Source organism: Roseiflexus sp. RS-1, assembly GCF_000016665.1.
Taxonomy (GTDB): Bacteria; Chloroflexota; Chloroflexia; order Chloroflexales; family Roseiflexaceae; genus Roseiflexus.
In genome coordinates, this window is sequence record NC_009523.1 from 866,915 (window position 1) to 882,161 (window position 15,247).

Sequence of the window (15,247 nt, forward strand, 5' to 3'; positions counted from 1 at the left end):
ACCACGAGTTCCTCTTGACGATTCTACCAGACATGATTAGAATCAAAGCGCAGTGCGGGAGTGGCGTAGTGGTAACGCGAGAGCCTTCCAAGCTCAAGTCACGGGTTCGATTCCCGTCTCCCGTACCAACCCTTTCTTTACATACATAGCTGCCTTTTTCAAACCCCGAGACTATACCCTACCGTTCGCTCATTTTTCTGACGGATGGCTTCCTGATGCGATCCGCAACTTGACAAATAACAACCTGGCTGCGAGAACGCCCCCGTTCTATGGCATCAGGAAGCCTTGCATGAAAACAAGCGAACCGAGGGTATACAGGACAATTTCCGTCCATGCAACCCCAGGGCGTTTTATAGAGCGTGATCAAAAACGAACACCTCGGATAGAGCCGATTCAGGAGCATTGCGATAGAACCGAGATAAAGGAAGGCTTCGCTTGATTCTGGGTTGCGGTTGTTGCGGCGAATAATTATTCGCCGCTCCCAGCGATTGCGTCCTGCCCATGCAATCGAGCGTTCCACCACCCATCGCTTCGGAATGACGGCACATCCCGTTTGTCCAGGCGGTTTTTCAATGACATTCAGGCGTATCGCCGTGTTCTGTTGCAGCCATGCATCTCACTCTTTTTTTACCCCTCATCCACGCGAATCTCGCGCATCCGGGGAAATGATTGATGATGCGCGGCGAAAAGCCACCCGGCGCCTTCTGCATCTGAAATGTCCGCCGGATGGACGAGCACGCGCAACAAGAACCCATTCACGTCAACCCAATCGCCGACGACATGCACGGGTAACCCCTGCACCTGCGGACGAGGGGCATGGCCGCGCGCAGCACGATGGCAAGGAGGCTGACGAGCGGACAGCGGCGTCCGTGGCGACGGCGCGGGTCGGGGATCGCCTTGAGCGCCTGGATGACATGCATCGTCACGTCCCTCCTGATCGTTGCAGCGAAGCGGCGCTCACGATACCAAAAGATGAAAACCCTGAAAAGCCCTGGAATATTGAACAATCACCTTGACAGATAGCGATTCTTGTGTTATGCATAGCGAGTGGGCTATGCGTATAGAGTAGCACCGCAGTCGCTAATGATGCAGGATGATTTCCGCAAATGCAACTCCATGGTGGTATGATATGGAATCTGTATAAGACGCCCTGGAGGGGAGAAAAGCGGAGTCTGTATAATCAGACGTAGTGCAGCAAATGAAAGATAGAGATGAAAACATGCAAAAGCAATGGATCGTATCAAATCCGAAGGTGATGATGGGTAAACCTGTCATCACAGGAACACGCATTACCGTTGAACTCATCCTGGAGAAACTGGCAGCAGGCGAAACGATCGAGCAGATTCTTGAGGCGCATCCACACCTGACTCGTGAGGCCGTCCTGGCGGCATTGGCCTTTGCCAAAGAGGCTCTACGTGCTGATGTTGTGTACCCCTTGGTTGAGACGCCGGCATGAACTTTGTAGCTGACGAGAGCGTTGACCGTCTTATTGTCGAACGTTTGCGGCGAGAGGGGTATCAGGTTTCGTATGTGGCTGAACTGGAGCCAGGGATGCTCGATGAGGCTGTCTTGAACCTGGCGAATCAGGAGACAGCGCTGTTGCTGACAGCAGACAAGGACTTTGGGGAGATGGTGATTCGTCAGCGTCTCCACATGCATGGAGTGGCGCTGCGTCGTCTGGCAGGCTTGACTCCCGCTCGCAAAGCGGAGATTGTGGCTCTGGCAATTAAGGAGCATTTGATAGAACTTCCACGTTCCTTTGCCGTTATCATGCCAGGGATATTTCGCATTCGTCGTGTCAGCGCAATGTGAACATTCCACTACTCTCGACGTTTGACGATCCCCCACCCGGTGAGTATACTACTCCCCATGGTATCGACATACAACGTTACCGCCATACACTTCGCCCACCTCATGCACATGACAGTCGGGCGAATGCCATACTGCCCTCTGCGCTGCGCAGAGGGTCTTTTATTCCCTATACCGTAAGGAGGGCATTGTGACAATTGACTGGGACGACAAGTACGCCCGCGAGGGGCTGACGTTCGACGATGTACTCCTGATCCCCGCCGAATCGCATGTTTTGCCGGGCGATGTCGATGTAACCACGCAACTGACCCGCTCCATCCGCATCAACATTCCCATCACCAGCGCCGCCATGGACACTGTTACAGAACATCGCCTGGCGATTGCACTGGCGCGCGAAGGAGGCGTTGGGTTTATTCACAAGAATATGTCCATCGAGGCGCAGGCGGAAATGGTGCGCAAGGTGAAACGCTCCGAGAGCGGCATGATCACCGACCCGATCACCATGGGACCGGACAAAACCGTTGGCGATGCGCTCGATCTGATGGCGGAGTATCGCATCTCCGGCATTCCGATCACGACGCCGGACGGCGACCTGATCGGCATCGTCACCAACCGCGATCTGCGCTTCGAGACGGATCGCAGTCGCCCGATCCGCGACCTGATGACCACCCGCAATCTCATCACTGTGCCGGAAGGCACGACACTCGAGCAGGCGAAAGAGATTTTGCACGCCCATCGGATCGAAAAACTGCTGGTGGTCGACCGCCGTGGCAAACTGTCGGGCATGATCACCGTCAAAGACATTATGAAGCAGATCGAGTATCCAAACGCCTGCAAAGACGCGCAGGGACGATTGCGGGTCGGCGCAGCGATCGGGGCGTCTGGCGATTATCTGGAGCGCGCCGATGCGCTGGTGCGGGTTGGCGTGGATGTGCTGGCAATCGACACGGCGCACGGTCACGCGAAAGGGGTGCTCGATGCGGTGGTACGGCTGCGTGAACGTTACCCGGACGTGCAACTGGTTGCCGGAAATGTGTCGACCGGCGCAGCAACTGCGGCGCTGTGCGAGCGCGGCGTCGATGCAGTGAAAGTCGGGCAGGGACCGGGCAGCATCTGCACGACGCGGGTGGTGACCGGCGCAGGGATGCCGCAGATTACGGCGATCACCGAGTGCGCGCGGGTAGCAGCGCGGTTCGGCGTTCCGATCATTGCCGATGGCGGCATTCGCTACAGCGGCGACATCGCCAAGGCAATCGCAGCCGGGGCGCATTCCGTGATGATCGGTTCGCTCCTCGCCGGCACCGAGGAGAGTCCCGGTGAGACGATCCTGTACGAAGGACGCAGTTACAAGAGTTATCGCGGCATGGGTTCGATCGGGGCGATGCAGCAGGGCAGTGGCGACCGCTACTTCCAGGGTGGCACAGGGCGCAAACTTGTGGCGGAAGGGATCGAAGGGCGGGTGCCGTATAAAGGTCCGCTGAGCGATACGATCTTTCAACTGGTTGGCGGCTTGCGCTCTGGCATGGGGTACGTCGGCGCGAAAGATATCGAATCGATGCGGCGCGATGCGCGTTTCATCCGCATTTCGATGGCAGGCTTGATCGAGAGCCATCCCCACGATGTGACGATCACCAAAGAAGCGCCCAACTATGAGCGGCGGTGAGACCGGCGAGGGGAGCGTTGACCTGCTTCCCCTCCGCCCTCACGATCACACGAGGACAGCCACTTCATCGTAACCGGCGTCGTTGATCGCGCGGATCAGGTCATCAACCGCGACCCGCTGGTCGTGATCAACGCGCACGCTTTTGTCGCTCAGATTAACGACCACCTGCTGAACTCCCGGCAGCGCGCTGACCGCTTTCGTAATGGCGTTGACGCAATGCTGGCAGGATATGCCGGGCACGTGAAAGAGATCGCTGATCATACGTTCCTCCGTCTGCTTACGCAGCGCAGTATATAATCCCTGTTGCTCTGTGTCAACCGGCGGGCGCAGCGCGCAGCAAAGGCGCGTCGTGATATAATAGCCGTCATTCTTGAAACGAACGTTTGCACAACCTGATTGGACAATCGCGCAATTCTCTACAGTGTCGGGAACTGGCGATTGCGGAGTTCATGGAGTTTCCTATGCGCGTGACAGTCACTGCTGGCGATCCATTGACTGCTGAAGCCGACCTGCTTGTGCTTGGCTTGTGGGAAGAAGAACCGCCTGCGCCGCCTGTGGCAGACCTTATCGAACCGGGCGACTGGTCGGGGAAAGCAAAACAGACCCTGCTCATCTATCCGCGCGGCGTCATACCGGCGCGGCGGGTGCTGCTCATCGGTCTTGGTAAGCGTTCCTCGCCCGATATCGACCTTCTGCGCGAGGTTGCTGCAATTGCGACCCAGCGCGCGCGCGATGTGAAGGTTGAGCGGTTCGCATGTGCACTGCCCGTTGTACCAGAGCATACCTCTGAAACGGTTGCCGCCGCGCTGACCGAGGGCAGTCTGCTCGGCAACTATCGCTTTCTGGAATACAAGACCGATATAAAACCGGAAGAGCGTCGTGACATCGATGAGCTGACGCTGATCACACTCCCAGACGCTGCGGAGGAAGCAATGCGCGGCGTTGCACGCGGCGGCGCCATTGCACGTGGCGTGAACCTGGCGCGCGACCTGGCGAATCTTCCACCCAATGTGCTGACGCCAGCGCAACTGGCAGAGCGCGCGCGCGAACTTGCCATTGCGTTCGATCTGCCTGTCACCATTCTTGGTCCGGCAGAAATGCGCGAACAGGGTTTTGGCGGCATCCTCGCCGTCGGTCAGGGTTCAGCGAATGAACCGCGCTTCATTGTGATTGAGTATGGCGCGCACGATACCGATGCGCCCACAATCTGCCTGGTGGGAAAAGGGATGACGTTCGATTCGGGCGGGATTTCGATCAAGCCTGCCGAGAATATGGACGCCATGAAGATGGATATGAGCGGCGCGGCTGCGGTGCTCGGCGCGCTGCACGCCATCGCCGAATTGCGGCTGCCGTTGCACGTTGTGGCGCTGATCGGCGCAGCGGAAAATATGCCCGGCGCGTCGGCGTACCGCCCTGGCGACATCCTGAAGACTCTCAGCGGTAAGACCATCGAGGTGCTGAATACTGATGCCGAAGGGCGGATCGTGCTGGCGGACGCCCTGACCTATGCGCAACGCTACAACCCGGCGGCGATCATCGATCTGGCAACTCTGACCGGCGCTATCGGCGTGGCGCTTGGACCGCACGCGATCGGGCTGTTTGCAAACGACGACACCCTGGCGCAGCGCCTGTTGCGCGCCGGTGAGGCAGCCGGGGAACGCGCCTGGCAACTGCCGTTGTGGCAACCCTACCGGGAGATGGTGAAGAGCGAGATCGCCGATGTGCGCAATGCTGCCGGGCGCCAGGGCGGCGCGATTACAGCTGCCGCCTTCCTCAACGCCTTCGTCGGTGACTATCCATGGGCGCATCTCGATATTGCCAGCACTGCCTGGACCGACTCGAAACCCAAGGCGTATCAACCGAAGGGCGCTACCGGCGTCGGCGTGCGCCTGTTAGTTCAGGCGCTGCGCAATTGGACGGAGTGATCGCAACCATTTGGTGAATGAGAGATGAATCCTCCTCCTCGCTATGATCGGATCGTATCGCTGGTGCTGCTGGTGCTCCTCGGGCTGGCGGTCGTCTTCCTGATCGACATCAACCCGAATATTTTGCGCGCCCGCTTCGGCGGCGACTTTCCGAGCATTACCGTTTCGTGGCTGCTGATCGCATCGCTGGTGGTGATCAGCAGCACCGGAGCGGACGTGTTTATCCGCCTTCACCCTCATATGCAGACACGATCACTGCCCACGGTGAATCTCGGATTCGTGCAGATCGAACTCGCGCCAGCATTCTGGATTCTGCCCTCGTTTGCGATCATTGCCTCGTTTGCGTTCTTCCGCCTGTTCAGCGCCAGCCTCGAAACGCTGGCATTCGTGCTGGCGCTGATCGCAGCTGGCGGATTTCTGTTTGGTTCGCTCGTCGCCCAGCACTATTCGCTCGACCGCCGCGCCTCCGTGCGCCAGGGAGCGCGCCTGGCGCTTCAGGCGATGACGCTGCTGCTGGCGTTTGGGGTGTTTAGCGCCATATATTACGCTCGTATGCGCACGCTCTATTCGGCAGCGCTGATCGGCGCCAGCGCCGCACTGCTGGCGTATGCGCTGCTCTCCCAGACGCCGACGCGCAATCTGTTCACGCTATCGTTGCTGGTCGGATTAACCCTGGCAGAGGCGACCTGGGCGCTCAACTATTGGGCGGCGTCGTTTTTGATCGGCGGTGCGTTGCTGCTGGCGCTGTTCTATGTGGTTACCGGCATCCTCCAGAGTTATCTGGAAGGAACGTTGACCAGACGGGTGATCTGGGAGTATGGCGCAGTTGGCGGCGCTCTGGTGCTGGCAAGCGTTTATGTGACCTTCCGTTGATGGCGCCTTCTTTCCAGATAAGCGCAGGACGGGTTGCCGCTACAGTCGCCGCAATCCTGTTTGAGACGCTCTTTCCGCTCGCAGTAGCATGGTTCGTCGGGCGCAGGCTGCGGGTTTCCTGGCGCTACTTCGCTTACGGCGCCGTGATCTTTCTGATCTTCCAGTTGATTACCCGTGTTCCGCTGGTGATGGCGCTTCAGGGGGTGGTGACGCCCCATGTGCAGGCGTCGCGCACAGTGATGTTCGGCTGGCTGGTCGCGCTGGCGCTGACCGCCGGGCTTGCGGAGGAGATCGGGCGTTACATCGGGTATCGCTGGCTGTTTCGTGAAGAAAAAACCTGGTCGCGCGCCGTTATGTACGGGCTGGGGCACGGTGGTTTTGAGTCAATCGTGCTGGTCGGCGGGCTGACGCTGCTGGGGTTGATCAATCTGCTGGCGTTGAGCAGTGTTGATCTGGCGACGCTGCCGTTGACCGATGAGCAGCGGGAAATGGCGCGGCAGCAACTGGCGGCGGTCGCCGCCCAACCCGACTGGCTGCCGCTGGCAGGGGCGTGGGAGCGTCTCTGGACGCTGCCGGTCCACGTGGCGCTCTCAGTGATGGTGTTGCAGGTCTTTCGGCGCGGGCAGATGTGGTGGCTCTGGCTTGCAATTGCGATGCATACGCTGGTGAACCTGATCGCCGTGGGCATAGCGCCAGCACTTGCGTTGCAGGGAACGGCTGCGATCCTGATCCCGGAAGTCATTGTGATGCTCGCAGGACTTGCGGGGTTGTGGGTGATCTGGCGGATGCACGAAGGACATGTTCAGCGTTGAACGTTTCAGGTTGCAGGCGGGCATGAGGCGTCGAGACGTTGCGTTGCAACTTCTCCATCAGGAACGCAGCGAAAGAAATGTTCCCCTCGGTGGCTTTGTATCCTCTGCGTCACTCTGCCGCGCGACATACTTCACACGAGACGCGCCTCTATTCGTTGCTTCGCCGGTGCATGCATTCGTCACGCTACAGAGGCATAGTGTGCGATGCTGACATCGCCTGGCGCAAGTAATCGTTTGTGTTCGATCAGTGAGATGAACAGTGCGGTCAACTCCGGATCCCACTGAACGCCGCTCCGCGCGCGGAGGCGCTGCACAGCCCGTTCGGGAGTCAATGCGCGACGGTACGGGCGATCGGTGGTCATTGCGTCGTAGGCGTCAACAATGGCGATGATGCGCGCGCCAACCGGGATCTCCTCGCCGCGCAAGCCATACGGATAGCCGCTGCCGTCCCAGTGTTCGTGGTGCCCGCGCACAATCGGCGCGACATCGCGCGCGAAGCGCAGGGGTGCAATAATGCGCGCACCGTACTCAGGATGTTGCTTGACCTGCGCATACTCCTCCGGCGTCAACGGCGCCGGCTTTTGCAAAATGCCGTCCGCCACACCGATTTTGCCGATGTCGTGCAACAACCCGCCCTGCCATACCGCGCGGCTGGCTTCGGCGCTCAGACCGGCGGCGATGGCGAGTTGTTCGCCATAGTGCGCCAGGCGCCACAGGTGCCCCTCGGTGTACATATCTTTTGCCTCAACTGCCAGCGCCAGCGCAACAATGACGCTCTCAGTCCGCTCGAGTTGGTCGGTCAGGCGTTTGGTGCGGAGTTGCGACTGAATGCGGGCGCGGAGCAGGCGCTCATCGAACGGTTTGGTCAGAAAGTCGTCGGCGCCGGCTTCAATGCCGTACCGGCGATGATCCGGAGAATCGAGGACGGTCAGCATGGTGATCGGGATCAACGCCGTGCGCGGATCGTTTTTCAACCGGCGGCAAACCTCGAAGCCATCAATGTCCGGCATGGTTACATCGAGCAGCACCAGGTCCGGCTGTTTCTCCAGCGCCAGGGCTAATGCCTCACGCCCATTGCGCGCTGCCAGCGCGGTGTATCCCTCGGCTTCGACAAAGCGAATAATTGCTTCACGCATTGCCTGATTATCATCTGCTATCAGGATTTTTGCCGCCACTGTTCGCTCCTTCTAGCGGCAGAGCTTCGCGCCGCGTCTATGCGGCGGCTCGCACCCGATGTATGGAGGAGAAGTCCTGCTGTACCAGACTGTATAGTACAATACATTTTCAGTTCTGCTGTCGGATGGCGCACTGGTTGAGCATGACAGTTTCATCACAGCACTCTGGTGTGCTGGATCGCAAACATTCGCTGCGCCACACAGATTGTTCTATTAGAATAATCGTGAGAGATTGCCCGAAAGATTCTGCTGTGAAAGGAAGCAGGAACCACCATGCGGTACAACTTCGATCAGGTCTTCGATCGCCGCCGCACCGGAAGCATCAAGTGGAAATTCTATGGCGACGACGTGCTGCCTATGTGGGTGGCGGATATGGACTTTCCGCCGCCGCCGCCGATCCTTGCAGCGCTCCACGCCCGCGTCGAGATTGGGGATTTCGGGTATGAACTACCCTCCCCCGCGCTGGGTGAACGCATCTGCGAGCGCCTGCACCGCCGCTACACCTGGAGCGTGACGCCGGATCAGATTGTGTACATCCCCAGTCTGGTCACCGGTCTCAACGCGGTCTGCCGGGCAATCGGCGAACCGGGCGACGGGGTGCTGGTGCAAACGCCAGTCTACCCGCCGTTCCTCACGGCGCCCGCGAATCAGGGGCGCGTGGTGCAGATGGCGGAACTGGAGGCAGTTCCCAACGGGCGCACGTTCGGGTATCGCGTCGACTATGATCGCATGAATGCGGCAGTGACCGACCGCACGCGCCTGTTCATTCTGTGCAACCCGCATAATCCGACCGGCGAAGCGTACAGCCGCCAGGAGTTGATGCGGATGGCAGAGTTCTGTGAGCGGCACGACCTGATCATCTGTTCCGATGAGATCCACTGCGACCTGTTGCTCGGCGATACGCGCCACATCCCGATCGCCACGCTGGCGCCCGACATTGCCGAACGGACCATCACACTGATGGCGCCGAGCAAAACATTCAACATCCCCGGCTTGAAAGCCAGTTTTGCCATTGTCACCAACCCTGCGCTGCGCAAGCGTCTGATGACGGCGATGGAGGGCATTGTTCCCTGGCTCAACTCGTTTGCGCTGGCAGCAATGGACGTCGCCTATCGCGATTGCGACGACTGGCTGAATGAACTTCTCGCCTACCTTACTGCGAATCGCACCGTCGTAACAGAGTTCGTGACGAACCAGTTGCCGTGGGTTAGAACGACGGTTCCACAGGCGACGTACCTGGCGTGGTTTGACTGTCGCAACGCTGGCATCGCGGGCAATCCGTATGAGTTTTTCCGACGTGAGGCGAAGGTGGCGCTGAACGACGGGATACCGTTCGGCGCTGGCGGCGAGGGGTTCGTGCGGCTCAACTTCGGGTGCCCGCGTTCGCTGCTGCTGGAAGGACTCGAGCGAATGAAGGCGGCGCTGGAGCGGATGGACAGGAACTGACAGAATCTCATCTGGTACAGGAGTCGACCGAAATACATTTCGGTCCTCCTTTTTCCTTGACAGAGCCTGTATCAAACGTGTATTGTTATACAGGCGCCTGAACAAGAGGAACTGCATCAGTCCCTCCCTGTCCCAACACTCTCCCCGAACGAGAAGCACATTTGTCGGCGCGCTTCGCCCACCGCGCGAAGCGTGCGTCTGTGCGCCAGACATCATGTTGAAGAGGAGACATCCAGATATGGTATACGCAACCCGTCGATTCGAGTTTTCTGCTGCGCATCGCTACTGGCGCCCCGACTGGAGCGCCGAGGAGAACGAGCGCGTCTTCGGACCATGCGCCTATCCGTATGGTCATGGGCACAACTACACGCTTGACGTCACCATTACCGGCGAACTCGACCCGCGCACCGGCATGGTGATGAACATGACCGAACTCAAATCACTGGTGTCGGAGGTGCTGAATGAATTCGACCATAAGCATCTGAACGAAGATACGCCCTACTTCCGCGACCAACTTCCAACGACCGAGAACATTGTGCGGGTGCTGTGGCGGTTGATCGCGGCTCGTTTGCCGGTTGCGGCGCGCCTGGTGCGTCTGCGCCTGTATGAGACCGGTGACCTGTGGGCTGAATACGACGGCGCCGATGAGACGACCTTTGCGCGGGTCTACACATTCTCGGCAGCGCATCGATTGCACTCGCCGCTCCTCTCCGATGAAGAGAATCTGGCGATCTACGGCAAGTGCAACAATCCGAACGGGCACGGTCATACGTATACGCTTGAGGTGAGCGTCGCCGGTCCGGTCGATCCCGATACGGGCATGGTGATCGACCTGGCAACGATGGATCGCACCGTGCGCAGTGTTCTCGACCGGATCGACTACCGGCATCTTGACCGCGAAATTGCCGCATTCGCCACGAAACCCTCCACGGCGGAGAATATCGTGATCTACCTGTGGGATGAACTTGCGCCGCGCTTTGAAGGGCGGTTGCGCCATCTCACGTTGTGGGAAACGCGCAAGAATGTGTTCGAGTACGCCGGTCCTGACGCCCGCCATCATGGATGACTATGCCTGCTTCCGTTGGGGAAGCAGGCGACAACGCGCATTCGGGATACGCGCGGATGCTGTCGGTGCGCGACGCCAATCGCAGCGAAGCAATCTTGCAACGACGTGGCTTGATCGCAACACCACCCATCGCGCGTTATCACGAGTCGCTGTTGAAGAGAATGGAGACCTGGATTCATGGCATTCCGTAATAGCACGAATGGTTATCATACCGACCACGCGCTCGCAGACGACGATGGGCAGGAATACGAAACGCTCATCGTTCAGGGGCGCGGCAAACTCGAGGGCGTGAGTTACCAATCCGACCCGGCAATCGAAGACGCAGTGCGCGTTATTCTGAAACAGATCGGCGAAAACCCCGAACGTGAAGGGCTGCTGAAAACGCCGTCGCGCGTCGCCAAAATGTACGCCGAACTGACTGCCGGCTACCATATCGATCCCGACGCGCTGATCAACGACGCGATCTTCAGCGTCAGTTACGACGAAATGGTGCTGGTCAAGAACATCGAGTTCGCCAGCCTGTGCGAACATCATATGCTGCCCTTCATGGGGCGGGTGCACGTCGCGTACATTCCCAACGGCAAAGTTGTGGGGTTGAGCAAGATCCCGCGCATCGTTGAGATGTTCGCGCGTCGCCTGCAGGTGCAGGAGCGCATGACGGTGCAGATCGCCGATTTTATCAATCAGCGGCTCGAACCGCTTGGCGTGGCGGTCGTCGCTGAAGGTGTGCATATGTGCGCTGTTATGCGCGGCGTGAAAAAAGCCGGCGCCACCATGGTCACGTCGGCAATGCGCGGCGTGTTCCGCGACGATCCCAAGACGCGCAGCGAATTCATGGCGCATATCGAGCGCGCCTGATCGTGAGGTGATGGACGTGGCGCAGGCGGCGCCATGTCCACCCCGGCACGACTTCCGTTAGAACAGGGATGACCTGTCCCAACAGCAGAGCGAAACACACCCATCGGCAATCAGGGATTGAACGAACGTCATATGACTTCAAGCGTGCTGAAAAGTATTGTCATCACCGGCGCGAGTCGCGGCATCGGTCGAGCGACGGCGCTGGCGCTCGCCGCGCCCGGTGCGGTATTGACGCTGGCAGCCCGCTCGGTCGATCTGCTGGAAGAGGTGGCGGCAGCAGTCCGCGCTGCCGGATCAACTGCGGTGATCGCCCCGTGCGACGTGACCATCGAAGAAGAGGTGCAACGCCTGACAGCCCAGGCGGCGGACGCCACGGGGCGAATCGATCTGTTCGTGCACAGCGTCGGCGGCGCTCTGGTGGCGCCGGTGACGCAGATTGCCCACGCCGATTGGGACGAACAGGTGCGCATTCACCTCACCAGCCTTTTTCTCGTCTGCAAGCACGCAACGCCGCTGATGCACAACGGTGGGCTGCTGGTGTACGTCGCTTCAGTGGCGGCGCGTCAGGTCTTTCCCGGCTGGTCCGCCTACTGCGCAGCCAAGCATGGCGCGCTGGGGCTGCTCGGCGCGGTGCGCGAAGAACTGCGCCCGTATGGCGTGCGGGTGACCGCGTTGCTGCCAGCGGCGACCGATACCGGCTTGTGGAACGATATTCCAGGCGTCTGGAACCGCGCAGCGATGCTCCAGCCGGCAGATGTTGCTGCGTCTATCGCCAGCCTGGCAGCCTGCCCGCCGCACGTCGCCGTTGAAGAGCTGGTGATCGGTCACACTGCGGGGCGGCTGTAGGTCTGTGCACCCAATATTCACACTTTCTTCTGTTTTTATTGACAATAGCCGGGTCGTCTGGTATACTGCACCATGAGTGTGGAGGGACAAACGATGGCACTGGCGCAGTATACTGAAGATTCGCCTGCGGGGAAGATTCTGACCTACCTGCGGCGCAATGGCGAAGCGACGATCAGAGACCTGGAAGAGTTGCTGGGTATCAGCACGACAGCAGTGCGTGAGCATCTGGCGCACCTGGAGGCGAAAGGGTTGCTTACGACGCGACAGGCGCGCGGCGGTCCCGGTCGTCCCAGGCTGGTCTATTCGCTCACCCCGCGCGCTGAAGATCTTTTCCCGAAGGAGTACGACACACTGGTGACGCTGCTCCTCCGTGAGATCGCCAGTCGTGAGGGTGAAGAGCGCCTCGATGCGTTGCTCGATGCCGTTGGGCGACGCCTGGCTGAGGAGTATCGCAGTCAGGTGAGCGGCGCCGATCTGGAGGAGCGGTTGGCTCATTTGCGCGCCACGCTCGAAGCACGCGGCATCCCGGTCGAGGTACAGTCAGGCGGTACGCTCCAGGTTCTGGCGTGCCCGTACCACGACGTCGCTCAGGAACACGCCAGCGTCTGTTCGATGGAGCGACGGATGTTCGAACAGGTGCTGGGCGAGCCGGTGCAGATCGAAGGGACGATCCGTGAGGGTCGGCGCTGCTGCCACTTTCAGATTGCGCGGGCTTCCGAATAGCAGTGCAATTGTTCAACCCATTGAATAGTACACAGGAGTTCCTGCATTGAACAGCGATCTGGTTATCAAGGATTTACATGTCAGCGTTGAGGAGAAAGAAATCCTCAAGGGAGTCAATCTCACTGTCAGAGCCGGGACGATCCATGCGATCATGGGTCCTAATGGCAGCGGCAAGAGCACCCTGGCATATACGCTGATGGGGCATCCCGGTTACATCGTCACCGGCGGCGAGGCATGGTACCGTGGTCAGAACATTCTTGAACTTGAGCCGGATGAGCGCTCAAAACTCGGGCTGTTTCTCGCCTTTCAGTATCCGGTCGCCATTCCGGGGGTGACGGTGGCGAATTTCCTGCGCGCTGCGATCAACGCTCATCGCGCCGAGGAGGGGAAGGACCCTAAGGAGACGGCGATTCCCATGGCGCAGTTTCGCAAACAGTTGCGCGAACAAATGACAGCGCTCGGGATTGATGAGAGTTTTGCTCGCCGCTACCTGAACGAGGGGTTCTCTGGCGGTGAAAAGAAGCGGATCGAGATTTTGCAGATGGCGATGCTGGAACCCAGCATGGCGATCATGGACGAGACTGACTCAGGGCTGGACATCGACGCGCTGAAAATTGTGGCGCAGGGTGTCAATACGCTCTATGAGCGGCATCCGGAGATGGGCGTGCTGGTGATTACGCACTACCAGCGCCTGTTGAACTACATCAAGCCGCATTTTGTGTCAGTGCTGATGGACGGTCGGATAGTGCGCGAGGGGGGACCCGAACTGGCGCTCGAACTCGAAGAGAAGGGGTATGACTTCCTCCGCGAGGAGGTCGCAAGCGCGTGACTATGAAAACGTTTCCTCCGCTTGCCGAAATCAGCGACGCCCTGGTGATCGAGCGATCGCGCGCAGCCGGTGAACCGGAGTGGCTCACGGAGCAGCGCGTGGATGCGTGGCGGTTCTTCGCCTCCGCCGAACCGCCGTACTGGCGTCGCACCGATCTGTCGAAGTTCAAGCCGGAACAGGTGATTGCTGCTGCCGATACTGCTGCCACCAGCCTGTATCAGGAAGAAGACCTGACGGATCAGGGGGTGGTGTTTACAACCCTTGCGCAGGCGATCCATTCGCACAGCGATCTCATCCGGCGGCATCTCGGCGCCGCCATTGAGTCGAAGCGTCACAAATTTCTGGCGCTTAATGCGGCGCTCTGGCAGGATGGCGTCTTTCTGTATGTGCCGAAGCATGTCAATGTCGAACTGCCGTTGACGGCGATGTTCTCGATGCCCATCCCCGGCGGCGCGATTGCGCCACGCAACCTGATCATCCTGGACGACGGCGCCAGTGTCACGTTCGTTGAGGAGTACCACTCGGTCGCCGCGTCGGATCAGGCGTTTGCCGCGCCGGTGACAGAGATGTTCCTCGGCAATGACGCAACGTTGCGCTTCGTTGCCGTGCAGACGTGGGGTGAGGATGTATACCACATCGGCGCGCAAAAGGTGCGCGCTGGACGTGGCGCATCGGTCGAGTGGGCGGCAGTGAATCTGGGCGCACGGGTACAGCACATCGAAGCGGAAACCGCCCTCGAAGGCGACGGCTCACGCGTTGAGTGGGTGGCAGCCACCTTTGCCGCCGATCACCAGAACCTGCTGACGGCGCCCTGGCTCCGGCATATCGGCGCAAAGACGGAAGCGCATATGGACTTCAAGACCGTCGTGAAGGATCAGAGTTACACCACCTTCGACGGCATGATCAAGATCGAGCATCAGAGTCGCGCAACTGTCTCGCGGCTCGAGGAGCATGCGCTCCATCTTTCGCCCAAAGCCCGCAGCGACTCCATCCCCGGACTGATGATCGACACCAACGATGTCGCCAGGGCGGGGCATGCGTCGACCAGCGGCGAGGTGGATGAGGAGCAGTTGTTCTATATGCGCTCACGCGGCATTCCGCGTGACGAAGCCATCCATCTGATCGTGATGGGCTTCTTCGAGCCGGTGCTTGATCGTATTCCCAACGATGCGCTGCGTCAGCGGATCGCGGAGATGATCGAAGCAAAGATATAATGAAGGTG

At 59.5% G+C, this 15,247-nt stretch carries 16 protein-coding genes, 1 tRNA gene and 1 pseudogene; 15 read left to right on the plus strand and 3 right to left on the minus strand.

What is annotated here, in order from left to right; all coding sequences use genetic code 11:
- The first annotated feature begins 54 nt into the window (after window positions 1-54).
- Window positions 55-128, plus strand: a tRNA-Gly gene (locus ROSERS_RS03580).
- Between the two features lie 245 nt (window positions 129-373).
- On the opposite strand, the pseudogene ROSERS_RS27295 reads toward ROSERS_RS03580, so the two are convergent.
- A pseudogene (locus ROSERS_RS27295) lies at window positions 374-768 on the minus strand (IS5 family transposase); the annotation flags it as partial.
- Window positions 769-1,219: 451 nt separating this feature from the next.
- Between ROSERS_RS27295 and ROSERS_RS03585 the strand changes: the two are divergent.
- The 3 genes from ROSERS_RS03585 (at window position 1,220) to guaB (ending at window position 3,472) form a co-directional block, all read left to right on the plus strand.
- Window positions 1,220-1,456, plus strand: coding sequence for a DUF433 domain-containing protein (locus ROSERS_RS03585; RefSeq protein WP_041332931.1), 237 nt, complete (start codon window positions 1,220-1,222; stop codon window positions 1,454-1,456).
- On the plus strand, window positions 1,453-1,812 hold the full coding sequence (locus ROSERS_RS03590) for a DUF5615 family PIN-like protein (RefSeq protein WP_011955467.1): 360 nt from the start codon (window positions 1,453-1,455) through the stop codon (window positions 1,810-1,812). Before ROSERS_RS03585 ends, ROSERS_RS03590 begins: the two co-directional genes overlap by 4 nt.
- 187 nt (window positions 1,813-1,999) lie before the next feature.
- Complete coding sequence (guaB, locus tag ROSERS_RS03595; protein ID WP_011955468.1) at window positions 2,000-3,472, plus strand: IMP dehydrogenase; 1,473 nt, start codon at window positions 2,000-2,002, stop codon at window positions 3,470-3,472.
- A 45-nt stretch (window positions 3,473-3,517) separates the two neighbouring features.
- Here guaB and ROSERS_RS03600 read toward each other — a convergent pair whose 3' ends face one another.
- Window positions 3,518-3,733: a heavy-metal-associated domain-containing protein gene (locus tag ROSERS_RS03600; protein ID WP_011955469.1), complete on the minus strand. Its 216-nt coding sequence runs from the start codon at window positions 3,731-3,733 to the stop codon at window positions 3,518-3,520.
- 200 nt (window positions 3,734-3,933) lie between these two features.
- On the opposite strand from ROSERS_RS03600, the gene ROSERS_RS03605 reads away from it, so the two are divergent.
- From ROSERS_RS03605 to ROSERS_RS03615, 3 genes are read left to right on the plus strand one after another with little or no spacing between them, the layout of a single operon-like run.
- On the plus strand, window positions 3,934-5,397 hold the full coding sequence (locus ROSERS_RS03605) for a leucyl aminopeptidase (protein ID WP_011955470.1): 1,464 nt from the start codon (window positions 3,934-3,936) through the stop codon (window positions 5,395-5,397).
- Between the two features lie 24 nt (window positions 5,398-5,421).
- Window positions 5,422-6,270 carry a DUF5656 family protein gene (locus ROSERS_RS03610; RefSeq protein WP_011955471.1) on the plus strand — a complete coding sequence of 283 codons (849 nt, stop codon included), beginning with the start codon at window positions 5,422-5,424 and terminating at the stop codon, window positions 6,268-6,270.
- The gene (locus ROSERS_RS03615; protein WP_011955472.1) at window positions 6,270-7,082 is read left to right on the plus strand and encodes a YhfC family intramembrane metalloprotease; all 813 of its coding nucleotides are present in this window, start codon (window positions 6,270-6,272) and stop codon (window positions 7,080-7,082) included. The genes ROSERS_RS03610 and ROSERS_RS03615 overlap by 1 nt, the downstream gene beginning before the upstream one ends.
- Before the next feature lie 179 nt (window positions 7,083-7,261).
- Here the strand turns inward: ROSERS_RS03615 and ROSERS_RS03620 are convergent, their stop codons facing one another.
- Complete coding sequence (locus tag ROSERS_RS03620) at window positions 7,262-8,257, minus strand: HD-GYP domain-containing protein (protein ID WP_011955473.1); 996 nt, start codon at window positions 8,255-8,257, stop codon at window positions 7,262-7,264.
- Between the two features lie 273 nt (window positions 8,258-8,530).
- Between ROSERS_RS03620 and ROSERS_RS03625 the strand changes: the two genes are divergently transcribed.
- The 8 genes from ROSERS_RS03625 to sufD all read left to right on the plus strand — a co-directional run bounded on the left by ROSERS_RS03625 (window position 8,531) and on the right by sufD (window position 15,239).
- Window positions 8,531-9,703: a MalY/PatB family protein gene (locus ROSERS_RS03625; RefSeq protein WP_011955474.1), complete on the plus strand. Its 1,173-nt coding sequence runs from the start codon at window positions 8,531-8,533 to the stop codon at window positions 9,701-9,703.
- A 238-nt stretch (window positions 9,704-9,941) separates the two neighbouring features.
- On the plus strand, window positions 9,942-10,769 hold the full coding sequence (locus ROSERS_RS03630; RefSeq protein ID WP_011955475.1) for a 6-carboxytetrahydropterin synthase: 828 nt from the start codon (window positions 9,942-9,944) through the stop codon (window positions 10,767-10,769).
- Window positions 10,770-10,771: 2 nt separating this feature from the next.
- On the plus strand, window positions 10,772-10,960 hold the full coding sequence (locus tag ROSERS_RS03635; RefSeq protein WP_041332935.1) for a hypothetical protein: 189 nt from the start codon (window positions 10,772-10,774) through the stop codon (window positions 10,958-10,960).
- Window positions 10,947-11,627 (plus strand): GTP cyclohydrolase I FolE, encoded by a 681-nt coding sequence (gene folE, locus ROSERS_RS03640; RefSeq protein ID WP_011955476.1) that lies wholly within the window; start codon window positions 10,947-10,949, stop codon window positions 11,625-11,627. Before ROSERS_RS03635 ends, folE begins: the two co-directional genes overlap by 14 nt.
- Before the next feature lie 132 nt (window positions 11,628-11,759).
- Window positions 11,760-12,473 (plus strand): SDR family oxidoreductase, encoded by a 714-nt coding sequence (locus tag ROSERS_RS03645; protein WP_011955477.1) that lies wholly within the window; start codon window positions 11,760-11,762, stop codon window positions 12,471-12,473.
- 93 nt (window positions 12,474-12,566) lie between these two features.
- Entirely contained in the window at window positions 12,567-13,196 is a 630-nt protein-coding gene (locus tag ROSERS_RS03650; protein WP_011955478.1) for a helix-turn-helix transcriptional regulator, read from the plus strand.
- 46 nt (window positions 13,197-13,242) lie between these two features.
- Entirely contained in the window at window positions 13,243-14,025 is a 783-nt protein-coding gene (gene sufC / locus ROSERS_RS03655) for a Fe-S cluster assembly ATPase SufC (protein WP_011955479.1), read from the plus strand.
- Between the two features lie 2 nt (window positions 14,026-14,027).
- Window positions 14,028-15,239, plus strand: coding sequence for a Fe-S cluster assembly protein SufD (gene sufD, locus ROSERS_RS03660; RefSeq protein WP_232282753.1), 1,212 nt, complete (start codon window positions 14,028-14,030; stop codon window positions 15,237-15,239).
- The last annotated feature ends 8 nt before the right edge of the window (window positions 15,240-15,247 follow it).